This is a genomic window from Tsukamurella asaccharolytica, from assembly GCF_007858435.1.
In the GTDB taxonomy this organism is placed as follows: domain Bacteria; phylum Actinomycetota; class Actinomycetes; order Mycobacteriales; family Mycobacteriaceae; genus Tsukamurella; species Tsukamurella asaccharolytica.
In genome coordinates this window covers 1-21,927 of sequence record NZ_VIGW01000019.1, presented here as the reverse complement: position 1 = coordinate 21,927, position 21,927 = coordinate 1, and the positions used below count along the sequence as shown (strand labels likewise).

Below are 21,927 nucleotides of genomic sequence, written 5' to 3'. Positions count from 1 at the left end.
CAGTCCCACTCCGGTGGCCCCTCTGGTCAGCCTGAAAGAGCCTCTCTAGCGTCGCTACCAGCGATCAGGAAGTACCGGATGACCAGCACAAATGATCATCCCACGATCGCCCTCGGCGCACATGAACATCGGCGTCGAGCACCCCTAATCGTCTGCCGAAAGGTGATTCGTCATGCCCGAAATCCAGCCCTACACCCCCGCCGTCCCCTCGGTCCTCAGCACCGGCCGTCAGGCCCGCCAGGAAGCACGTGCACATTCGGCGCAGCTGGCACGTATCGAGCGCACCACGGATCTCCGCATCGCCGCCGTGCAGGCCGCCGCGGAAGTCCAGCAAGCCAAAGCTGACTGCGTAGCGAGGACGGGCGCCTACGCCATGCAGCAGGCGGCGTTGGTGAGCCAGATGGCCACCCAGCTGGCGATGGCCGCTCCGACAGCATCCGGCGACCTGGACTACCTCAAGACACTGACCGTCATGCAGCTCGGCCAGGTGGTCACCGACTGCGGGCGTCAGGTGAATCGCTCGTGATCCTCCCGTTCATCGCCGTTTTGGCGATCGGGACGCTGGTGGTCATCCTGTGGTGGTTCGCCGCCCAAGGTGCCCGCCAGCGAGAGCTCGACCGCATCGCCAGCCGCCGCCACGCCGAAGTCCTCCGTACCCGCCAGCTTCAGCGGCAAGCGGAAGCCCACATCAACGACGTCGTCACCGATGCCCTGCAGCAGATGACCCGTGCCGCAGTCAGGTCGCCCCACTCAGCAGCGTGCCTGTGCAACCGGTGCATCGCTCGCCACTGAACCATCCCCTCGACACCACAGGAGCTCCTCATGCGCCCCTACCGAATCATCATGACCAAGCTCGGCTTCGCCCCCGACAAGCAGCCGACCCCACCCGCGGGCGACGATCCCGCCGCCGTCGAGCAACTCGTCTACGATGCCCTGCGCGCCGTCGTCAACCTCGAACACGCCCTGCACCGCGTGACCGACCGAGCCGCAGCCACCGCCCCGGTGAGCACGGAGCACGTGCACAAGCTCCGGTGCGAGCTGGCTCTGTACACCATGTCCTGGCTGTCCAACTGGCCGACTGACCACGTCGATCCTGACGACGAGCCGTGGGACGAGTGATCCGCAGCTCCTGCACGTCGCCCGTTTCCATCCGCTTCATCCACCAGCCCCTGCAGAAAGGAGGGCACCGCCATGCCCAAACACGCCCGCACCACCTCCCGCTCACCCCAGTTCGCGAAGTACTTGACCTGCGTCGACGCCATCGCCAGTCCGGTCGTTCGCCGTCCGGATCCGGAACAGCTCCTACGTGCCCGCAAGACGCTGGGCGAGTTCATGACGGCGACGGTGCAGGCCGCGGCCACCGAACTCGGCTTCGGCTACATCGGGACGCCGGATGCACCGAGCACCTACCAGCAGCTCCGTGCAGCGTACGACCGGTCGGCATCAACCGGCGAACCGCTGCCCATCTCGGATGAGTACTGCGACGGCACCATCTACCTGACGCCCGAGGAGAACATCAAGTTCCGCTTCTGGCACGACACCAGCCATATCGCCCGGGGATTGAGCTTCCGTCTCGAGGACGAATGGGAACTTGCGCTCTGGCACCTGGAGCAGCTCCGACTGGCCGGGCTCGGACCGGGCACGTTGGAGTACGAGCTGTTCCGCATCGACGTCCTGGGACAGGTCATCGTGCAGGCACTCATTCAGCGGTTCCCGTACGACCAGCGGCTGTTCTCGCTGCATAGCCTCGACGTCGGCATGGACGCCGGCATCCTCGCCGAAGTCAGGCGGCGGCCATGAACAGCGGGGGAAACGACCCCGGTTCGTGGGTGGATCGACTGGTCGGATGGTGTTTCGGCCTGCTACTGGCCGCGGTGGCGATCAACTGCGCGGTGGCGCTCATCCAGCAGGTACTGCCGACGCTGGTGGTCGTCCTCGGCATCGTCGGCGTGGTCGCCGTCGTCATCCTGGCCGTGCGCTGGTGGCGGGATCGCTGGTAGGACCCGGGTGAGCGGGCGCACATCGAGCGTTGGCGCTCACAGAATGGCGCTCATTTCATCTCCAATTCACCTCTGGTCGGATCGTTTCAATCGGTGTTGTAGTTTGCGCAAACGCTCTTTCAAAATGGAGCACGTAGCCGCATAGTAGGGGCAGGACAACGAGCGCAAACGCTCGAAAGGTCACCTGCCGCAGCATCGGATCCATTCGCCCGATCGGCGGCATCACACAAACCAAACCAATTTCAAGGAGGGCGGAGCTATGTCAAAGACAGGAAGAATCAATCAGCGGCGGGGAGAACGGGGTATTCCGAAAACCCGGCAGCCGCGCCACATCACGGTCCGCAGTGTCCGGCGCGAACCGCCGGATCTGCGCAAGCTGGCCCGGGCGATCATCGCGCAGGCGCTGGCCGAAGCCAACGCCGACGCTGACGCAGCCAGCGATCGCGTACCGCCAGCCGCTGTCCACGAGGGCAGGGAGGAGGTGCGTCATGACTAATAACACCGCTCCCCCGGCATCACCGTCGCTGCGTCCGGGATCGCTGGTGTGGCAGCTGCTGTTTTTCCCGCAGCCCCTCGGTGAGACGGCCGCCCTCGGGCTGGTGCGCCACTGGGCAGCGCAGCGCCATGCGCCGCAAATCCTGCTCGAAGCCCGTGCTGACCGCAGCGGGGTGGAGTACTTGGTGGGCAGCCAGCTCCGGCATGCCGGGCAGCTCAAGCGCCAGATCGAATCCCTGATCCCCGGCGCGCTGGTGGTCCCCTTCACTCCCGAGGATCGGCAACCGGCTCGGGTGGCGCGCCGCCTGGTGCTCACCAGCCGTACCCGCCCCTTGGCGCCGGTTGACCGCGAGCAGTCGGTGCGGTCGGTGCTTTCGGCCATGACCGGCCTCCGCCCCAGTGAATCCCTGACCGTGCAACTGGTGCTTGGTCCGCGCCGTCGCCCGACGCTGCCGCCGGTTCGTCCGGCCCGCAGTGGTCAGTCTGTCGCCGGACGGCTGCTCCGCGGTGTGGAATCGGAACGACCCGACGCTCGTCAGGCGCTCATTCGCAAGCTCGGCGAGCACGGGTTCCGCGCCGTCGTCCGGCTGGCGGTGGACGCTCCCACCGAGGAACGCCGCAAAAGCCTGCTGCTGGGATTGGCGTCGGCGGTCAGCACCGTCGAAGCCGCCAGCAGCAGCCTCCGGCTCGCTTCGGAGCAGCCTCATCGGGTGAATGCGCCGCGCGCCAACTGGTCACTGTTCACGGCCAGCCAGCTGCTCAACGTGGCCGAAGTCAGCTACCTGAGTGCCTGGCCAATCACCGAGCGCGACGACCCGCTGCCCGGCCAACCGCCGAAGCACCCCAAGCCGCTGCGCCCGAGCGCGGCGTACGCGACGGGCGAGCGGATCATCGGCATGGCCTCAGCGCCGGGCACCGGAACCCCGGTCGGCTACAGCGTCATCGACAGCATGCGCCACACCTGGGCGCTGGGCCCGAATGGCACCGGCAAGAGCACCCTGCTGCTCAACCTCATCGTGCAGGACATCGCCGCTGGCCGGCCGGTCGTCGTCATCGAACCCAAGGATCTGGTGCGCGACGTTCTCGCCCGTATTCCGAACAGCCGCATCGACGACGTCGTACTGCTGGACCCGCTCGACGAGGCACCAGTAGGGATCAACCCGCTGGCACGCACACTGGGTGATCGCCGCTCCCCCGACCTTGTCGCTGACACCACCTTCGGATTGTTCGAGGCGCTGTACGGCGACAGCCTGGGACCACGCTCCAGCGATATCCTGCGCTACTGCCTCGGTGCCCTGGCCCTCCGCGACGACGCCTCCTTGGTGATGCTGCCGCTGCTGCTGAGCAATCCCGGCTTCCGACGCTCGATTACGCAGGTAGCCGTCAAGCGCGATCCCATCGGTGCGGGCAGTTTCTGGGCCTGGTTCGACGCCTTGTCGCCGGAAGCCGCCAGCACCGTGACGGCGCCGCTGAGCAACAAGCTGCGGCCCTTGCTCACCCCGACGCTGCGGGCTGTCCTCGGCCAAACCGCACCGCGCTTCAACGTCCGCCAAGTGCTGACCGAGAACAAGATCCTGCTGGTGCCGCTCCAAGTCGGCGTCCTCGGGCACTCCGCTGCGCAGCTGCTCGCCGCTGCGGTGCTGGCCGAACTCTGGCAGGCCATCCGCGAACGCGTGGCCATCCCTGAGGACAGCCGCACGCCGGTGCAGGTGTACATCGACGAGGTGCAGGACTTCCTGCGCCTGCCGACCAACCTGGCCGACGCGCTCGCCACCGCCCGATCCCTGCGTGCGGGCTTCACCCTGGCGCACCAATACGGGGCCCAGCTCCCCAAACCGATGCACGACGCCGTGGCGGCCAACGCCCGCAGCCGGATCTGCTTCCAGCTGTCGGCACCCGATGCCCGCCTGATGACCGCTGGGCAATCCACCCTCGCGCCCGAAGATTTCATGAGCCTGCCGGCCTATGCCGTCTACGCCCAGCTGGTTCGGGACAACACCGCGCAACCGTGGGTGTCAGCATCCACCGCGCCGCCGCCCGCTAAAACGAGCGATCCCGACGCCGTTCGTCGATCGTCCCGGGAACGCTACGGCCACCCCCTCGACACCGTCGAAGCCGCCTTCATGGCACTGGTCGATCCTCCCGCCGCTGACACCGACCAGCCCGTCAGCTACGGACGGAAGGCGAGGCGGCAATGAGCGGCCCGATCCACCTCATCACCAGCGGCCGAATCGAGGCATTGACGAGTGGCAGACGACTGACGAACGACGTCGAACCAGCAGATTCACCTGTTCCGATCGCTGTTCCGATCGCAGCACCTCATCCCAGCCCATCCGGCCAGCTCAACGCCACATCCGTTCCACCTCTGGAGGGGACTGATGCTGCGCAGCCGCGCAGCACACCCGCCCGCCAGACACGGCGTCGACTCGACCTCGAGGCACTACGCGGCGAACTCGGCGCACCCGGCTGGAACACGCTGGAGCTCATCGAGCAGCACCGTTTCCTGAGCACGCCGCAACTGACGCGGCTGTACTTCGCTGAACGGCACACACCCGATTCCGCTCCCGTGGCGGCCGGTCGCGTCACCCGTTGGCTCAAGCGGCACCGGCTGATCGATCGGCTGGAGCGTCGCATCGGCGGCATGCGGGCAGGCAGCAGCGGCATGGTGTGGTTCCTGACCGACCGCGGCCACCGACTGCTGCATCCGGATACCCGCCGCCGGTACCGGTCACACGGACCGAGCACCAGCTTCCTCACGCACACCCTGGCGATCGGGGACGTCCACGTCCGCGTGGTCGACGCCGCCCGGGCAGGGCAGCTCGACCTGGTGACGCTGGTGACCGAACCGCATGCCTGGCGCCGTTTCCTGACCCCGGCCGGCGTCGTCCAGCCGCTCAAACCGGACCTCTACGCCGAGCTGGCCATCCCGCCCGGGGGCGACGATCTGTTGAGCGTCTTCATCGAGGTCGATCTCGGCAGCGAACACCTCCCCACGCTGCTGCGCAAGTGCCGCACCTACGCCGACTACGCCCGCAGCGGCCACGCCGAACGCGATGGCGGCATGCCGCTGGTCATCTGGCAGATGAGCGCCCGCACCCCGGAAATCGCCCAACGCAGGCGCCAGCAGCTGGCCGACGGCATCGCCAAGGATCCCCGCCTCGACGCCCGCATGTTCCGCATCACGACCCCTGAATCACTCACCACAACGCTCTGCGCAGAAGCAGGGCAGGAAGGAGACGCCCTATGACCATGAGCACCACCACGAGCACCGTGCCGACGCGGTTCGGCACCATCCTGGCGGACCCGCCCTGGCTGCACCACCAAGTCGGCGGCCACGGTGCCAGCAACCACTACTCGCTCATGACCTTGGACCGCATCAAGGCCATGCCGGTCGCCGACCTCGCCGCCGACGACGCGCACTGCTGGCTGTGGGTGACGAACGCGTCCTTACGCGACGGCTACGACGTCCTCGACGCCTGGGGATTCACGCCGCGCTCCACCATGACCTGGGTGAAACCACGGCTCGGCCTGGGCAACTACCTGCGCAACGCCACCGAGCACATGCTGCTGGGTACCCGCGGGCATGCTCCGGTTCGCTTCAAAGCACAACCGACCTGGATGTTCGCACCGCTCCAGGCGCACAGCCACAAACCGGAGGAGCAGTACGCGATCATCGAGCGGATCAGCCCGGGCCCGTACTTGGAGCTGTTCGCCCGCCGGCCGCAACCAGGCTGGCACCGCTGGGGGAATGAGGTAGAGGCGCAGGTGGTCATTCCGGGCTACCCCGTGCCGAGTGATCCACCGTCGCCACCCCGCACGACTCACCAGGACGAGCAGCACCGTGTCGCCGCATAGGGCAGGCAGCACCTCGTCGGCAGCCTGCGGCTCCGGTTCCCTGACACATCCCGTGTCAGCCGAAGTCGCACCACGCCGAGGAGGGCACCATGTCCACACCCACCCCTGAGACGGGACTCAAGACGCTGGCCATCCGGCTCGCGCCCGACGTGCACGCACAGTTGGCGTTCATCGCCCAGCTGCGTGAGCACACGATCAACGACGAAGGCATCCACGCCATCGTCGCGCACATCGAGGAGGCACGCACCGATCCCGACCTCCTGGAACGAGCCGAAGCTGCTCGCCAGGAAGTCGAACGGGAAGCCGCACTCAAGCGGGAAGCCATCTCGCAGATGTTCGGCACCGAACCGCCCGTCAGCAAGTCCCGTCCCCGCCGTGGAGCCGCTGCCTCCAAGGCAGACGATTCCACCGGGTAGGCACCACCCGGCACCGGAGCCGGATGCTCACCCCGCTGAATTCCGCAAGGATTCGTGCGCGGTGAGCGTCCGCTCCGGCTCACTCCCAGGCCGCCACAAGGGCGAGCGGCAACGCTCGGAAATAGCTACGTCGAACGCCAGAGGAGATGCGTCCACTCGAGGTGAAAAGAGCAACAGAATAACGTTGTAGAAACGTACGAAATAATTGCATTGGCGCGAATAGTCGAGCTAAAATAGAAATAGAAAAGGAGAAATGCCGACCATGGCGATCAACGACGATTTACCTACCACCTTACGCACCCGCCGAAAGCAGATCGGCATGTCCATCCCCCGGTTGGCATCCCTGACCGGCATGGCTCACAGCAGCTACCGCCGGATCGAATCGGGCGAGGTCACCGCCCCGAGTCCGGAGCGTCTGACCGCCATCGCCGGGGCGCTCGACATGCCCGCCAGCGACCTGTTCGTCGCCGCTGGCTGGCTGTCGCCGAGGGACATGCCCACCCTGCGCCCGTACATGCGCACCAAGTACAACCTGACCGCCGAAGCCGCCGCCGCCATCGACGCCGAATTCAACGAAATCGGGCGCAAGTACGGCATCCAGTTCAACCGCGACACCGACGGACCACGCACGGGAGAAGACGAATAGCACCCAAGTAACCACAGCACATAACCGCCAGCCATATCGGACTGAGCAGAGAGGAGCCCACCGCCATGAACGACACCACGAACACAAGCACCATCGAGAAGAGCGTCCTGGCCACCCTTCGCTCGCTCAGCCCGACTCGCGACGACATTTCCTTCAGCGACGCCCTCCGTGTCGCCGAACTCCAGGCCAACACGCTGCTGCGCCTGCACGGCATCACCACCTGGCCGGTGCCCCGGGAGATCATCTCGGAACTGCCGAAGATCCGCATCCTGCCCAGCAGCAATGCCGCCGACGGCGCCAACTTCTGGGACTGGCGATCGAAGCAGTGGATCATCCTACTCAACCGCGCCGACTCCTGGCGCCGCCAACGCTTCACGCTCGCCCACGAGTACAAGCACATCATCGACCACCCGAACCGCGAGCGGCTCTACCATGGCACCCTGGCCGACCGCCACGCCGAACAAGCAGGCGACTACTTCGCTGGCTGCCTCCTCGTACCCCGACGCCTTCTGAAACGCGCCTGGGGCAACGGCATCCAGCGCCAGGACGACCTGGCGCGCGCCTTTAACGTCAGCGAGCAGGCGATTCGGGTACGACTGCGACAGACCGGGCTGGTCATGCCGACCGACACCCAAGTAGCCCGCAGTTGCCGTCCAACAGCGCGCAGCCGCTTCGACTACGCGCGAACACCCGCACTACAAGGAGGATTCTGATGGTCACGCTCAGCGACACCCAGCAGCAGTTGCGAGCTTTGGGCGACGCGGCCATCCGTCTCGCGGACGGCCAGCTTCTCGATCGCGAGTGGTTGGATCAGCGGCTGAGTAGCAGGGCGCCAGGCACGCCGGAGGTTCCAGCGAACGGACCTCTCCTGACCATGACAGAGGCGAGCGAGCATCTTCGTATCAGCCGATGGAGCCTGTACCAGCTCATCAACCGTCAGCAGATCGCCACCATCACGATCGGACGCCGTCGCCTCGTACCGGCCACCGAGATTGAGCGATTTGTCGGGTCACTCGCAACGACCGGAGGCGTGCAATGAGCCGCCGTCACCTCAACGAGGGGTCGATCTACCAGCGGCAGGATGGCCGGTTCGTCGGTGCTGCCTACATGCTCACCGCCAGCGGTAACCGCAAGCGCATCCATGTGTACGGCAAGAGCAGGAAGGAGGCGCACGACAAGCTGCTCGAATTGCTCGCGCAGGCAGCCAACTTCATACCTGTTGCGGACCGCCCCTGGACGGTTGGTGACTACCTCGACTACTGGATGACGGACGTGGCTCCTCGTGACCATCGACCCCGCACGATGGAGCTCTACGAGTCGTCGATTCGACTGCACCTCAAGCCATACATCGGGAATGTGCCGCTCAAGCGACTGACCGTCAGCATGTTGCAGCGCTCCTTGAACCAGCAACTGGAGGAGGGAAAGTCTCTCCGCGTCGTCGGCGTGGCACGCACCGTACTGAGCGCCGCATTGACCCGCGCTGTGCGGGAAGAAGTCCTGACCCGCAACGTCGCCCGGATCGTCGAACTCGCGACCGACGAGCGCAAGGAAATCACCCCGTGGTCGATCGAAGAGGTCAATCGCTTCCTCAACGCGGCCGCGCAGCACCGGCAGTACCCCACGTTTCTGCTGCTCGCGGTGTACGGCATGCGTCGCGGTGAGGCACTCGGCCTCCGGTGGCAGGACATCGACTGGGACAAGAGTCAGCTGCACATACGGCAGCAACTCCAGCAGGTACGAGGCCAGCTCCACGTTGGCCCCGTCAAGACGCGTGCCGGAAGGAGGAGCCTTCCGCTCATTCCTGCCGTGCGCGCTGCGCTCAACGCTCACGAGGCACGCAAGCAGCCGGCCGCTGACGATGCTCCTGCCGACATGCGCGACCTCGTCTTCCTGAGCGACAACGATATGCCCCTCTGGCCGCGCAACTTCGCGCGGATGTTCCATAAGATCGCGAGCGGAGCCGGGCTGCGTCGGATTCGCCTACACGACCTACGGCACTCGACCGCCACGCTGCTCAAGAACCTCGGCGTACCGGATCGCGACATCCAGCTGATCTTGGGGCACGCCCACATCTCGACGACCCAGCAGATCTACCAGCACGGCGACAGCGAAATCCAGCGCCGCGCCCTCAGCAACGTCGGCAAACGACTGCTGACGCGTGAGTTTGACAGCACACGTAGCTGTCAAAAACTGCTGTCAACCGCAGAATCTGACGTATCTTTCACAACAATACTGGGGCAAGAAAAAGCCACCCAACAGGGGTGGAATCATCTTGGAGGGCCATCCGGGGATCGAACCCGGGACACCCTGCTTAAGAGCTCGACTCAGCTCACCTTCGACCCCGCGCTCACCTCTGCTATCAACCAACTACGCGCACGGACAACCATGCACATAGTCGGCTCTGTTGCTGTCAAAGATTGCTGTCAACAATTCTCGTTCACGACGTACGAAGCATCTCTCGGCGAATGGCACAGCCTCCGGCGAGTGCTGACGCCCCGCTCGCGCCCGTGGCTTTGATCCCCTGATCCATCCGTCCCTACGATTTGGAGGTCAACATGACAACCACCCGCGAATCGGCGCTCGCCGTCTCGTACATTCGTGTATCCACCAAGGAACAGGCCGAGCGTGACGGTGACCCAGAGGGCTACTCGCTCCCCGCGCAGCGCGCTGCCAACGAACGCAAGGCCGCCATGATCGGCGCGCAGATCGTCGCCGAGTTCCCGGAGCGTGGCGAGTCAGCGAAGTCGGCCGACCGTCCGAAGCTCCAAGAGATGCTGCGATACATCGCTGCGCACCCGGTCGACTACGTCATCGTGCACAAGGTAGATCGCCTCGCTCGCAACCGCGCCGACGACGTGGCGATCAACCTGGCGATCCAGAATGCTGGCGCGCAGCTCGTGTCAGCTACAGAGAACATCGACGAGACTGCCTCGGGCATGCTGCTGCACGGCATCATGAGCTCGATCGCGGAGTTCTACTCGCGCAACCTCGCGACCGAAGTCATCAAGGGGATGGAGCAGAAGGCCAAGACGGGCGGTACCCCTGGACTGGCTCCGCTGGGCTACCGCAACGTCGGCACGATCAACAGCGAAGGTCGCGAAGTTCGCACCGTCGAACTCGATCCCGACCGCGCCCCTCTCATCACGTGGGCGTTCCAGCAGTACGCGACCGGCGAGTGGACGATTCGTCAGCTCACCGACGCGCTGGAGGCACGCGGCCTGACGTCACGGGGTACCCGGAAGCGCCCCGGCGCCCCGATCCGGGCGAACTCGCTGGCCAAGATCCTCAAGACGCCGTACTACAAGGGCACCGTCACCTACCGCGGAGCAGCGCACCCTGGCCGACACGTGCCGCTCATCGACGCCGACACCTGGCAACGTGTCCAGGAAGTCCTCGAGAGCCACAAGGTCGGCGAACGGAGCCGTGAGCACCCCCACTACCTGAAGTCCACCGTCTTCTGCGGCACGTGCGGCTCCCGCCTCATCGTGACCATGGCCAAGAACGGCCAAGGACGCATCTATCCGTATTACATCTGCATAGGGCGTCAGCAGAAGCGGACAGCCTGCCAACAGAAGGCGCTCCATGTCGCCACGGTTGAGGAGCTGGTCGAGGATGCGTACCGCGGATTGCAACTCACCACCGCGCAGCAAGCTTCCATTCGTGAGTTGCTGACCACGGAGCTGAGCAGCACCCGGTTCGCTGCCGATGTGGAGCGCCGCGACCTGACCATCCAGCGCGATCGTCTGCTCACCGAACGCACGCAGCTCCTCCGTGCGCATTACGCCGATGCCGTGCCCCTCGACCTCCTCAAGAGCGAGCAGGATCGCATCGCGCGCCAGCTGGCCGAGATCGATACCAGGCTCGCCGCCACGGACACTGAGATCAGCACCGTCGAAGCCAACCTGGAAGTCGCCCTTCGATACGCGAGCAACTGCCACGCCGGCTACCTCGCCGCAACGGATCAGCACCGCCGCCTGTACAACCAGGCCTTCTTCACCCGAATCGAGGTCCACGAGGACCGAGCAGAACCAACGCTCCGCGAGCCGTTCGGAGGCTTCTCGGACATCGTGAGCACTGTGGAGGTGGAACGCCAAGAGCCAGGTCAGCCGCTTGTGACCGTCGACGATTTACTAAGGTCGGACAACGAAAAACTTCCACCTTGCGGTGAAAGTTTGAATAAGACCGTTCTGGTGCCCCCGGTGAGACTCGAACTCACACTGGACGGGTTTTGAATCCGTTGCCTCTGCCAATTGGGCTACGGGGGCGTCCGGCGGACCGTCGGAAACAGTCAGCCGAGCAAGCTTACCGGGCGGGGTCGGCGGCCTCGGACTCGGCGTCCACGGAGGCGAGGAAGGCGTCGATCACGGGCCAGGTCTCGCGGACGGCGTCGGGGCCGGCGACGAGGCCGAGGTGGCTGGACTCGACGGTCGCGAACTCGACCCGCGGGGAGCCGGTGAACAGCTCCACGCCGTGACGCGCGGACTCCCACGCGCACAGCGCGTCCCGGTGCGAGCCGAAGAGCTGGACGGGCACGTCGATGGCGCGCAGATCGATCGTCCGATCCCCCAACTGCACCAGCCCGGCGGCCAGCTCACCGCGGAAGATCAGCCGCTCCCACAGTTGCGTCGCGAGCTTGCCGGGGTAGCCGGGGAAGGTGCGCTGGAACCGGTCGATGACCTCCATGCGCGCCAGCTTCTCGGGCTCGCCGAGGTTCTCCAACACGAATTTGGGCTTCTTGAGCTCGCGGTCCCACGACGTGGCGCGGTAAGCCACCTGCACGATCGGCGCGGGAATACCGCCCATGAGTGCGATCAGCGCGCCGGGGCCGAAGCCGTTCACCGGCTTCATCAGCGAGGTGACGAGCGGGTACGGCGGCTGCGCGGCGTACTTCAGCGGCGTGGCGATGGAGACGATCGAGCGGATGGAGTCCGTCGACGCGCCCGCGGTGAGGAAGGACAGCGTGCCGCCCAGGCTCCAGCCGTACAGGTCGACGCCGGCACCGTCGGGAACCTCCCCACCCCAGAAGTCGTGCAAGGTCCGGGCGATGGCCTGCGGGATGATGTCGAGGGCGAAGTCCTCGAAGCCGAGGCCACGGTCGCGGTAGCCCATCTCGCCGAAGTCGATCACGTAGGGAACGCGCCCCGTCGCCGCGAGGTGCGCGACGACGGACGTCTCGGGCGAGAGGTCGTAGCAGGTGGCGGGCGCGGCGATCGGCGGCACCAGCGACACCGGAGCGGCACCGGCGGCCGCGGCCGCTTCGAGGTCGGAATCCGAGGCGAACCGGCGGAGGGTGCGGTGATCGCCGTCGGCGACGACGACGTGCGGAGTGCGCTCGACGGGGCGGATGCCCTCCCCCAGAGTCAGCGCCCAGAGGTTGCCGGCGCGCTCGCGCAATTGAGTCAGGCTCAATACGTTCATGGCGCTACGGTACCGCGCGCCGCGGGTCCGAGTCGCGGCGCCCGGTAACGTACCCCCTGATGAAGGACACCGCGCCCACCCCGCACCGCGTGCTCGTCGCCGAGGACGAGGCGATCATCCGCATGGATCTCACCGAGATGCTCCGGGAGGAGGGCTACGACGTGGTCGGCGAGGCCGAAAACGGCCAGGTCGCCCTGGAGCAGGCCCGCGAACTCCAGCCCGACCTGGTGATCATGGACGTCAAGATGCCGGTCCTCAACGGCCTGGAGGCCGCCCAGGACATCGCCCGCGAACGGATCGCCCCCGTCGTGATGCTGACCGCCTTCGGGCAGCGGGAATTCGTGGAAAAGGCCCGCGAGGCGGGCGCGATGGCCTACCTGGTCAAACCGTTCACGAAGGCCGACCTGGTGCCGGCGATCGAGATCGCCATCAGCCGGTTCGCTGAGCTCAAGGCACTTGAGAAGGAGGTGACGACGCTCTCCAGCCAGCTCGAGACCCGCAAGCTGGTGGACCAGGCGAAGGGTGTCCTCATGCAGGCGCACGGCGTCTCGGAACCGGAGGCGTTCCGATGGATCCAGCGCACCGCGATGGACCGCCGCACCGACATGCGCACCGTCGCGCACCTCGTGATCGACACGCTGGGCACTCCCAACGACGCGACGCAAGCGCCCTGACGGTCGGTCAGACCGCGCGCACCGACCGCGACGGCGGCAGCTGCTGGCCCCGGTAGTACCCGGTGCGCGGCAGGTTCTGGAACGCGGGAGCGTCACCCGCGGCCTTGTCGTTCTGGCGGTCGATGACCTTCTTCACGGCCTGCGGCGACGTGCCCGTGTAACGGGCGATGTGCACGATCGGGATCCGCGCGGCGTAGGCGGCGAGGATCGTCTTGCGGTACTGCTCCTCCGCATTGGCCTTGAGGTGCGACCAGTGCGAGATCGGGCTGAGGAAGTCGCGGACCTCTTGAGGAGTGGGCTCGGGGACCTTCGGCATCTTTACTCCGTGCGTTCGAGCCCGGGGCGGGGTACCCAGGCGTTCTGACAGGGACGTTCGCCCCTTGATCGATCATGCGCCGCGCTTTGTTACACGTCGGTTGGATTAGTTTGCCCGGGGTGGTACAACGGGCAGCGATGCATCCCTCAGCAGTGGCGCCCGAGTCGCCGGAAATACTCCAGACATGGGTGTTCACCCCCGTGGTGACGAGCCTCATGATCGTCGCGTCCATTCTGTACGTGTACGGCACCGTCCGTGCCCGGCGCGCCGGAGTCGCATGGCCGATGGTCCGCGTTCTGTCGTGGTTCGTCGCCATGGCGCTGCTGGTCTTCTCGGTCAACAGTGTGATGGCCGAGCTCGCGACGCACCTGTTCTGGGCGCACATGGTGGTGCACCTCGTGCTCATCACGGTGGTGCCGATGTTCCTCGTGCTCGCCGAGCCGATCCGGCTGCTCGCCACGGCGACGGGCGAGACCGGCGATCGCCGCGTGCGCGCGTTCCTGGGCAATCGGGTCGTCCGCCTCGTCATGAGTCCGATCGTCGGCCTGCCGCTGTACGCGTTCGCCCTGATCGGCACGCACCTCACGGGCTTCCAGGACCTCGCCCTGGACAATCCGTGGCTCAAGCAGCTCGAGTACGCCGGCTACTTCGTGGTCGGCTGGATCTTCATGCTGCCGCTCATCGGCAACGAGCTGTGCGGCCCCACCAAGCTCTCGCACCCGCTGCGCTTCGCCTCGTTCCTGCTGGCGATGGGGCCGGACACCCTCGTCGGCGTGACGCTCATGATGACCACCACAGAGCTGGCCCCCGGCTACGCCGCGTCGCGCCTGGGGTGGGGCCCCACGGGGCTCGAGGACCAGTCGGCGGCCGGCGCCATCATGTGGTTCGGCGGCGACGGCCTCATGATGATCCTGCTGCTCGTGGTGGCCTTCCAGTGGATCACCGCGGAGGCCACCGGCAAGCGGGGCGGCGGGATGGGCTCCTGGCTCGACTCCGCTCGCCGCGGCCAGCTCATGGGCGAGAGTGACGTCGACGTCGACGTGGACGACGACGAGGCCGCACTGGCCGCCTACAACGCGCGCCTGCGGGAGATGAACCGCGGCCGCTAGTAGCGCACCGTGTACACCTGCGCGCCGGGGAACGTGCTGAACCGGACCGCGATCGCGGCGACCACCACGGCCGCGAGCACGCCCGCGCAGGCCCAGCCGAGCGCCTCGACCTGCTGGCGCGTCCGACGGTCCCTGGCGAGCAGTTCGGGGGCGTAGACGAAGCCCGCGGTCACCAGGGCGCCGAAGACGAAGCCGCCGAGATGACCCAGCCAGGAGATGCCGGACAGCGTGAACGACGCGACGACGTTGACGCCGATGATCAGCAGCAGTGACGTCGGGTTCAGCTTCAGCTTGAGGAAGAGCACCAGCTCCGCCCCGATGAGACCGAAGATCGCGCCGGAGGCGCCCACGGTGATGGTGTTCTCCAGCCCGAACCAGAGCACGGCGGCGCTGCCGCCGAGGAGCGACACCGCGTAGATCGCGGCGAACCGCGCCCGACCCAGTGCCTGCTCGACGTTGCGCCCGAAGACGTACAGCGTGAACATGTTCACGAGCAGGTGGATCGGCCCGAAGTGCAGGAACCCCGAGGTCACCGCGGTCCACCACCAGCCGTTCGCGGTGGCGGGCTCGGAGAGGGCGAACCGCGCGACCTCGTACGAGGCCATGTTCTGGTCGATACTGCCCGACTGCTTCGCGCTGAACGCGAAGGCGATCACGTTGACCGCGATCAGCGAGTAGGTGAGGACGGGCTGCCAGTCGCGGCGGACCGTCGTGCCGAGTGCGGTCACCGCCGGTCAGCCCGCGAGGGAGACGAGGACGGCGTTCGACGTCGAGGCCAGCTCCGCGCCCGCGACCGGGGACGCGGGGAGGCCCGCGACCGTGACTGCGTAGTTCACATCCGGGTCCACACCGCCGGCGGAGTAGTCGAACGGGAAGACGCACCTGCCCGACCGGAGGACGCCCTCACCGAGGTCGGCAGAGAGGCTGTCGCCGCCTCCGGCGCTGCGGAAGACCACGCGGGCACCCTCCCTGACGCCTGCCGCCTCACCCACGCCCGAGCACGACGTCTGCGACGGGCGGAACTCGGAACCGACGAGCACGACCGCGCCCTGCCGGTCGAAGGCCGTATTGGCGAAGCCGAAGGCGACGACGAAGACGCCCACCACCGCCATGATCACCAGCACGACCGCGGTGAGGACGGCGACCCAGGCGCGGGAACCGGGGCCGTGCCGGCGCCACGGCTGCTGCGGCCCCGACGGCTGCGCCGCGGGCAGCTCCGCGCGCCAATCGCGGCCGGGCGTGCCCTCCGGCACGTTCGGGATCGGACGCTGCTGCGTGTCCTGGCTCGTCGTCACTTCGCCCCCTTCGACGGGAAGTACTTGAGCACACCCTCCTGGGTGGTGCTAGCTACCAGAATGCCTTCCGAGTCGAAGAATTGCCCGTTCGACATTCCGCGACCGCCGTCGGCCACCGTCGAATGCGAGGAGTACAGGTTGAACCGATCGAACCGGACGCGGCGGTGGAACCACAGGGACTGATTGAGCGTGACCGCCATGATCCGGTCGAATCCCCACGACAGGCCGTGCCGGGTGATGATCGAGTCGAGGATCGTCGTGTCCGAGGCGTACGCCAGCGCGGCGTCGTGGATGACCTGGTCGTCGGGAAGGGTGCCCGCGGTTCGGATCCACACGTTGTTGTCCTCCTGGATCAGCCCCTTGCCCTTGGCGATCCACGCCGGGTCGTTGGTGAAGCGCATGTCCATCGGCTGCGGCGCGTCGACGAACATCGTGACCACGTCCTCGTAGCCCTTCAGGGTCTCCTGGATGTCCGGCAGGCCGTCGGGCCCCGGGACGCGCGGCGCGGGATCGCCGTGCACGAGCGCGTTCCGACCGTCGGTCTGGTACGCGAGCTGCATCAGCGCGACGACGGTGCCGCCCTGTTCGACCGAGACGAGCCGGTTCGCGACGTTGCGGGTGTCCCGGAGGCGTCGCACCACGAACTCCAGGTCGGCGGTCACTTCGCCGCCGTTGATGAAGTGCGTGTGTGCGGCGTGCAGGAACAGCGAATCCCGAGCTCCCGGAACGGTGTTCCCCGAGGCGACGATCGCCTGCGAGAGGATCTGGCCCCCGAAGGTGCGGGCCGCGACCTTGGCGGGGTGACGACCGAGGAATCGGTCCTCCCCCGCCTCCGCGAGGTCGAGCGTGCCGAGGAACTCGTCGAAATCGGTGAGTGTCTCCGTCATGGCGACGAGTATGTCAGCAGCTGGATTGACTGCTCGCCGTCAGTGGTCGTCTTCGCCGATCCGGTGGACCTGGATCAAGTTGGTCGAGCCGATCGTTCCGGGCGGCGCGCCGGCCACGATCACGACCTGATCACCCTTGGAATAGCGGCCGATACCCTCCAGCGAGTGATCGACCTGCTTGATCATCGCATCGGTGCTGTCCGCGCCGTCGACGAGGAAGGTCTCCGTACCCCACGACAAGGCGAGCTGGCTCCGCACCTCCGGCAGCGGCGTGAACGCCAACAACGGCAACCGGGTGTGCAACCGCGCCAACCGCCGCACCGTGTCCCCGGACTGGGTGAACGCCACCAAGGCCTTCGCGTTGAGCCGCTCCCCGATATCGCGCGCGGCATAGGAGATGATCCCCCGCTTCGTCCGAGGAACATGATTGAGCGGCGGCACCGACGGTCCACCGTCCTCCACCGCGCACACGATCTTCGCCATCGTCCGCACCGTCTCGATCGGATACTTGCCCACCGAAACCTCACCCGACAGCATCACCGCGTCGGCGCCGTCGAGCACCGCGTTCGCGACATCCGAAGCCTCCGCCCGCGTCGGACGACTGTTCTCGATCATTGACTCCAACATCTGCGTCGCCACGATCACCGGCTTCGCATTCTCCCGCGCGATCTGGATCGCCCGCTTCTGCACCAGGGGCACTTCCTCCAGCGGCAACTCCACCCCTAGGTCACCGCGCGCCACCATCACCGCATCGAACGCCAGAATCACGGCCTCGAGATTCTCGATCGCCTCCGGCTTCTCCAGCTTCGCCACCACGGGAACCCGGCGACCCACGCGATCCATCACCGCATGCACCCGCTCGATATCCGCCGGGGAGCGGACGAAGGAGAGGGCGATGAAGTCCACACCCAACTCCAACGCGAACACCAGATCCTCGATGTCCTTCTCAGACAAGGCCGGAACCGACACGTTCATCCCCGGCAGCGAGACACCCTTGTTGTTCGACACCGGGCCACCCTCGGTGACCTCACACACCACATCGTTGCCGTCGACCGAGACGACCCGCAGGCCGACCTTGCCGTCATCGACCAGCAGCCGGTCCCCCGGGCGCGCATCCTGGGCCAACTCCTTGTACGTCGTGGACACCCGATCGTGCGTGCCGACCACGTCCTCGACGGTGATCCGCACCGTCTCCCCCGTCTCCCACACGGTGCGGCCATCGCCGGCGAAGCGGCCAAGGCGGATCTTCGGGCCCTGCAGGTCGGCGAGGATGCCGACGGCCCGGCCGGTCCGGTCCGAGGCGGCACGCACCCGCGCGTAATTCACCCCGTGATCAGCATGTTCGCCATGACTGAAGTTCAGGCGCGCAACGTCCATTCCCTCCTCTACGAGGGCCAGGACCTTCTCATCAGTTCCGACAGCAGGGCCCAGGGTGCAGACGATCTTGGTTCGACGAGTCACGGCTCCCACGTTAGTCCCCTTTATTCCGCTCTGTGGAGTCTCTCGCTAACCCGTCGGTATCCATCCGGCGAACATCAGGCTCCGCAGCGGCCCCGTCGCTCGCCTTCTCGAGCGTCGCCGGCGCCGCGGCGGCTGTCGGTCCGTCCTGCTCGGGGACGGTTTCCGACGGTGCCGTCGACTGCTCGTCGAGGAACACCGAGTGCTCGCGCCCCTTCGGGGCGAGCACGAAGTAGGCGACGGCACCCGCGAAGACGAGCGCCGCGGTGAAGACGTTGATCCGGACGCCGAAGATCAGTGTCGCGTGGTCGTCACGCATGATCTCGATGAAGAAGCGGCCCAGGCAGTAGCCCGCGACGTACAGCGCGAAGAGGCGGCCGTGGCCGATGCGGAAGCGCCGATCGACGATCACCAGGAAGGCCGCGACCAGCAGGTTCCAGATCAGCTCGTACAGGAACGTCGGGTGCACGACCGCGAGGACGACGCCGGTGCTGTGGCCGTCGAGCACGTCGGGACCGCGCTGGCCGACGTCGTTGGCGCGCTCGTAGATCTCGAGACCCCAGGGCAGGCTCGTGGCGCCTCCGTAGAGCTCCTGGTTGAACCAGTTGCCGAGGCGGCCGATGGCCTGCGCCACGACGATCGCGGGCGCGACGGCGTCGGCGAACGGCCCGAGCTTGATGCCCATCTGCCGGCAGCCGATGGCGGCGCCGACGCCGCCGAGGGCGACGGCGCCCCAGATGCCGAGGCCGCCGTCCCAGATGCGGAAGACGGCGCCGAGGCCGCGGCCGTTCGGCCCGAAGTAGGTGCTGAAATCGGTCATCACGTGGTAGAGCCGGCCGCCGATGAGGCCGAACGGAACCGCCCAGACCGCGACGTCCAGAACCTGGCCGGGCTTACCGCCGCGGGCCACCCAGCGGCGGTCGCCCCACCAGCAGGCGACGACGATGCCGACGATGATGCACAGCGCGTAGGCGCGGATGGGGACGGGCCCGAGGTGCCATACGCCCTGGGCGGGACTCGGAATGCTGGCGAGGATCACGCCCGTCACCCTACTGACCTCGCCCCCGGGTCGTCACTGCGAGCGCAGCCGCTCCCACAGTTCGGGCCAGGCGACGGTGCGGCCGGTGTACAGCTGCACCACTGGATCGCCCGTGTCCCCCGGCGCCGGAACGGCCCGGCGGTGCACGAAGGCCTCGTCGAGCACGGGCGTCGGGTCGCCGATCCAGAGCACCGTCCGGGCGTCGGCGGGCGGGCTGCCGAAGTAGTAGTACGCGCGGTGCCCGCTGTATGCGCGGGGCAGGCCCTCATCGCGGCCGAAGAAGTCGACTGCGGCGGCGAAGGGGTAGCTCTCGGCGACGATGACGGCCCCGTCGCGCTCCGCGGGCGAGAGGGTCCGGTACGCGGCGGCGACGGTGTCCGACAGGTTTCGCAGCATCGTGTCCCCGTCGACGAGCATGGTGGCGGGCGCACGCAGCGGGGGCGTACCGATCCGTTCGGCCATCGCGGGCGACCATACGGGCGAGGCGGCGATCCAGCTCGCCGTGGAGCCGAGGAGGGCGAGCACCGCGATCGCCCGGAGCGCGCCGCGGGCCCGGCGCCCGCGCCGCGCGAGCCAGCGTTCCGCGACGACGGCGCCCGCCGCCATCGGCAGCGCGTACACCGCGGCCAGATAGTAGGCCCGGCCGTGGGTGAGCACGATCGCCACCACGACCAGCACCAGCGCGACACCGAGGAACCGGTACGGGCGCAGCTCGCGCGAGCGCAGCAACGCGACGATCCCGGCGAGCAGCAGCGGCAGCCCGATCAGCAGGCCCGCGCCGAACAGCCCGACCAGCGCGAACCCCGCGCCGCCGGGCCACTCCGCTTGCACGACGGCCCCCATCCGCGTGTACGCCCAGTCGTGGCCCGCCTGCCAGACGAGGGTCGGGACGATCGCGGCGACGGCGAGCGCGCCGCCGGCCCAGAGGGCGGGGCGGGTGAGCAGCCGCCGTGGTCCGCAGGCAAGGGCGCCGAGGGCGACCGCGATCCACAGCGCGGGCACGAGGAACTTGGTGAGCAGCGACAGTGCCGTGACGGCGCCCGCGAGGAGCAGCAGGCGGTCGTCACGGGCGCGCACCCACCGGACCAGCAGGTACAGGATGATCGTCCACCACAGCGGGTCGAGCGAATAGGTCGCGAGCCAGTGCCCGACGGAGCTCACGAGCGACATCGCGGCCGCCGCCGCGGCGAAGACCTGCGCCCCCGCGCGCCCGCCCAGCTCGCGGGCGAGGAGTCCCGCGAGCACGGTGATCGCGACGACGGCGAGCGTGGCGGGGAGGCGGAGCGCGACGAGGTTCCCGTGCGCGAGGTGATCGATCCCCGCAGCGAGCAGCGGCACGAGCGGCGGCTGGTCGAAGTAGCCGGCCGCGGGGTGGTCCCGCCCGGCGACGACGAAGTAGGCCTCGTCGAAGAAGTAGCCGTAGTTGCGGCTGCCGATGAGCATCACGGCGAGAACCACGGCGCCGACGCCGGCGAGGGGCAGGCGCGCGACGGGCGGCGGCGCGGCGCCGGGGCCTGCGCTGGGAGCGGTGTCGATGGCGTTGACCTGCGATGTCATGGCCTCGACGGTGCCGGACCGGGCGCGGCGCCGGTAGCGCCGTTCGGAGGTCCGTCGACCGACGAGAGTAGGTACCGGCCCCGTCGGGCGACTCCCTACGATGACGACATGTCCCTCGAACCCGGCCCCCGCACCCGCGCCGCCCACGCGGCGCTGCTCGCGGTGTCGGCGGCCGGCACCGTCGCGCTGGTGATGGCGCTGTTCCCCGGACTGCGCGGCGCGGACCTCTGGCTGGGCGTGGCGGCGATGCTCGCCGCCTCCGCCGCGGTCGGGTTCCTGCGGCCCGTCTCCGCGGCGCCGGTGGTCGCGGCCGCGGCCTGCTACCTCGTGCTCGGCCCGTGGGCGGAGGCCACCGGCTCCGGCGCGGCCTTCTGGGTCGCCGTCGCGGCCTCCCTCGTCTCCTCGGCGGCGGCCCAAGCGGTGCGGGACCGGCGCGAGGCCGTGATCGCCTTCGCCCCGTTCGTGGTCTTCGCGGCGGCGGTCGCGGCGTCCTCCCATTCGGTGTGGGGCGCGCTCGGCTCGCTCGCGCCGGTGCTCGGCGGCACGACCTTCGGCCTGGGGCTGCGTCTGCGCGATGCCCAGCGCGAACGGCGCGCACTCGCGGCCCGGCAGGCCCGGGCGGACGAGCGGCTGGCGCTCGCCGCGCAGCTGCACGACCTCGCGACGGCACGGCTCACCAGGATCGTGCTGGCGGCCCGCGCGGCGGAGCAGCCCGGCATCGAGGACGACGCGCAGGCCGCGCTCGCGGACCTGCGGCGCGTG

The 21,927-nt window shown here is 67.7% G+C and carries 26 protein-coding genes and 1 tRNA gene; 17 read left to right on the top strand and 10 right to left on the bottom strand.

Going from position 1 to position 21,927, the window contains the following annotated elements; genetic code table 11:
* The first annotated feature begins 172 nt into the window (after positions 1-172).
* Positions 173-526, top strand: a complete 354-nt coding sequence (locus FK529_RS18880; RefSeq protein WP_068626803.1) for a hypothetical protein — start codon at positions 173-175, stop codon at positions 524-526.
* On the opposite strand, the gene FK529_RS20105 is transcribed toward FK529_RS18880, so the two are convergent.
* Entirely contained in the window at positions 508-750 is a 243-nt protein-coding gene (locus tag FK529_RS20105; RefSeq protein WP_158635158.1) for a hypothetical protein, read from the bottom strand. The genes FK529_RS18880 and FK529_RS20105 overlap by 19 nt on opposite strands.
* A gap of 72 nt (positions 751-822) precedes the next feature.
* On the opposite strand from FK529_RS20105, the gene FK529_RS18870 reads away from it, so the two are divergent.
* From FK529_RS18870 to FK529_RS20825, 13 genes are all read left to right on the top strand, one after another.
* Positions 823-1,119, top strand: a complete 297-nt coding sequence (locus FK529_RS18870; RefSeq protein ID WP_068626806.1) for a hypothetical protein — start codon at positions 823-825, stop codon at positions 1,117-1,119.
* A 72-nt stretch (positions 1,120-1,191) separates the two neighbouring features.
* Positions 1,192-1,800: a hypothetical protein gene (locus FK529_RS18865; protein ID WP_082809430.1), complete on the top strand. Its 609-nt coding sequence runs from the start codon at positions 1,192-1,194 to the stop codon at positions 1,798-1,800.
* Positions 1,797-2,000: a hypothetical protein gene (locus FK529_RS18860; protein WP_068626808.1), complete on the top strand. Its 204-nt coding sequence runs from the start codon at positions 1,797-1,799 to the stop codon at positions 1,998-2,000. The genes FK529_RS18865 and FK529_RS18860 overlap by 4 nt, the downstream gene beginning before the upstream one ends.
* A 259-nt stretch (positions 2,001-2,259) precedes the next feature.
* Positions 2,260-2,496: a hypothetical protein gene (locus tag FK529_RS18855; RefSeq protein ID WP_141661050.1), complete on the top strand. Its 237-nt coding sequence runs from the start codon at positions 2,260-2,262 to the stop codon at positions 2,494-2,496.
* Positions 2,489-4,693 carry a type IV secretory system conjugative DNA transfer family protein gene (locus FK529_RS18850; RefSeq protein WP_068626810.1) on the top strand — a complete coding sequence of 735 codons (2,205 nt, stop codon included), beginning with the start codon at positions 2,489-2,491 and terminating at the stop codon, positions 4,691-4,693. The genes FK529_RS18855 and FK529_RS18850 overlap by 8 nt, the downstream gene beginning before the upstream one ends.
* Positions 4,690-5,742, top strand: a complete 1,053-nt coding sequence (locus tag FK529_RS18845; protein ID WP_082809431.1) for a replication-relaxation family protein — start codon at positions 4,690-4,692, stop codon at positions 5,740-5,742. Before FK529_RS18850 ends, FK529_RS18845 begins: the two co-directional genes overlap by 4 nt.
* On the top strand, positions 5,739-6,350 hold the full coding sequence (locus FK529_RS18840; RefSeq protein ID WP_068626812.1) for an MT-A70 family methyltransferase: 612 nt from the start codon (positions 5,739-5,741) through the stop codon (positions 6,348-6,350). Before FK529_RS18845 ends, FK529_RS18840 begins: the two co-directional genes overlap by 4 nt.
* A gap of 89 nt (positions 6,351-6,439) precedes the next feature.
* A complete protein-coding gene (locus tag FK529_RS18835; protein ID WP_068626814.1) occupies positions 6,440-6,766 on the top strand; it encodes a hypothetical protein in 327 nt (108 codons plus the stop codon).
* Between the two features lie 262 nt (positions 6,767-7,028).
* Positions 7,029-7,412 (top strand): helix-turn-helix domain-containing protein, encoded by a 384-nt coding sequence (locus FK529_RS18830; RefSeq protein ID WP_068626995.1) that lies wholly within the window; start codon positions 7,029-7,031, stop codon positions 7,410-7,412.
* 65 nt (positions 7,413-7,477) lie between these two features.
* Complete coding sequence (locus FK529_RS18825; RefSeq protein WP_068626816.1) at positions 7,478-8,125, top strand: ImmA/IrrE family metallo-endopeptidase; 648 nt, start codon at positions 7,478-7,480, stop codon at positions 8,123-8,125.
* Positions 8,125-8,451, top strand: coding sequence for a helix-turn-helix domain-containing protein (locus FK529_RS20405; RefSeq protein WP_068626818.1), 327 nt, complete (start codon positions 8,125-8,127; stop codon positions 8,449-8,451). The genes FK529_RS18825 and FK529_RS20405 overlap by 1 nt, the downstream gene beginning before the upstream one ends.
* Positions 8,448-9,929 carry a tyrosine-type recombinase/integrase gene (locus tag FK529_RS18815; protein WP_068626819.1) on the top strand — a complete coding sequence of 494 codons (1,482 nt, stop codon included), beginning with the start codon at positions 8,448-8,450 and terminating at the stop codon, positions 9,927-9,929. The genes FK529_RS20405 and FK529_RS18815 overlap by 4 nt, the downstream gene beginning before the upstream one ends.
* A 38-nt stretch (positions 9,930-9,967) precedes the next feature.
* A complete protein-coding gene (locus FK529_RS20825) occupies positions 9,968-11,644 on the top strand; it encodes a recombinase family protein (RefSeq protein WP_082809490.1) in 1,677 nt (558 codons plus the stop codon).
* On the opposite strand, the gene FK529_RS18800 is transcribed toward FK529_RS20825, so the two are convergent.
* Both FK529_RS18800 and FK529_RS18795 read right to left on the bottom strand, forming a co-directional pair.
* Positions 11,601-11,677: transfer RNA gene (locus tag FK529_RS18800), tRNA-Leu, on the bottom strand. The two genes, FK529_RS20825 and FK529_RS18800, sit on opposite strands and share 44 nt — an antisense overlap.
* Positions 11,678-11,714: 37 nt before the next feature.
* Entirely contained in the window at positions 11,715-12,830 is a 1,116-nt protein-coding gene (locus tag FK529_RS18795; protein WP_146564104.1) for an alpha/beta hydrolase, read from the bottom strand.
* A gap of 59 nt (positions 12,831-12,889) precedes the next feature.
* On the opposite strand from FK529_RS18795, the gene FK529_RS18790 reads away from it, so the two are divergent.
* Positions 12,890-13,504 (top strand): ANTAR domain-containing response regulator, encoded by a 615-nt coding sequence (locus FK529_RS18790; RefSeq protein WP_146564103.1) that lies wholly within the window; start codon positions 12,890-12,892, stop codon positions 13,502-13,504.
* 7 nt (positions 13,505-13,511) lie between these two features.
* On the opposite strand, the gene FK529_RS18785 is transcribed toward FK529_RS18790, so the two are convergent.
* Positions 13,512-13,820, bottom strand: coding sequence for a helix-turn-helix domain-containing protein (locus FK529_RS18785; RefSeq protein WP_146564102.1), 309 nt, complete (start codon positions 13,818-13,820; stop codon positions 13,512-13,514).
* A 188-nt stretch (positions 13,821-14,008) separates the two neighbouring features.
* On the opposite strand from FK529_RS18785, the gene FK529_RS18780 reads away from it, so the two are divergent.
* Positions 14,009-14,929 (top strand): cytochrome c oxidase assembly protein, encoded by a 921-nt coding sequence (locus FK529_RS18780; RefSeq protein WP_158635157.1) that lies wholly within the window; start codon positions 14,009-14,011, stop codon positions 14,927-14,929.
* On the opposite strand, the gene FK529_RS18775 is transcribed toward FK529_RS18780, so the two are convergent.
* From FK529_RS18775 to FK529_RS18750, 6 genes are read right to left on the bottom strand one after another with little or no spacing between them, the layout of a single operon-like run.
* Positions 14,926-15,657 (bottom strand): rhomboid family intramembrane serine protease, encoded by a 732-nt coding sequence (locus FK529_RS18775; protein WP_146564100.1) that lies wholly within the window; start codon positions 15,655-15,657, stop codon positions 14,926-14,928. The genes FK529_RS18780 and FK529_RS18775 overlap by 4 nt on opposite strands.
* Before the next feature lie 6 nt (positions 15,658-15,663).
* Positions 15,664-16,224 carry a hypothetical protein gene (locus tag FK529_RS18770; protein WP_146564099.1) on the bottom strand — a complete coding sequence of 187 codons (561 nt, stop codon included), beginning with the start codon at positions 16,222-16,224 and terminating at the stop codon, positions 15,664-15,666.
* A complete protein-coding gene (locus FK529_RS18765; RefSeq protein WP_146564097.1) occupies positions 16,221-17,111 on the bottom strand; it encodes an acyl-CoA thioesterase in 891 nt (296 codons plus the stop codon). Before FK529_RS18765 ends, FK529_RS18770 begins: the two co-directional genes overlap by 4 nt.
* 39 nt (positions 17,112-17,150) lie before the next feature.
* A complete protein-coding gene (gene pyk, locus FK529_RS18760; RefSeq protein WP_146564095.1) occupies positions 17,151-18,572 on the bottom strand; it encodes a pyruvate kinase in 1,422 nt (473 codons plus the stop codon).
* A 10-nt stretch (positions 18,573-18,582) separates the two neighbouring features.
* Positions 18,583-19,608: a prolipoprotein diacylglyceryl transferase gene (lgt, locus tag FK529_RS18755; RefSeq protein WP_231703176.1), complete on the bottom strand. Its 1,026-nt coding sequence runs from the start codon at positions 19,606-19,608 to the stop codon at positions 18,583-18,585.
* A 33-nt stretch (positions 19,609-19,641) separates the two neighbouring features.
* Entirely contained in the window at positions 19,642-21,165 is a 1,524-nt protein-coding gene (locus FK529_RS18750; protein ID WP_146564093.1) for an ArnT family glycosyltransferase, read from the bottom strand.
* Between the two features lie 108 nt (positions 21,166-21,273).
* Here FK529_RS18750 and FK529_RS18745 point away from each other — a divergent pair.
* Positions 21,274-21,927 (top strand): hypothetical protein (locus FK529_RS18745; RefSeq protein ID WP_205124407.1); only part of this gene is annotated, 654 nt, incomplete at its 3' end.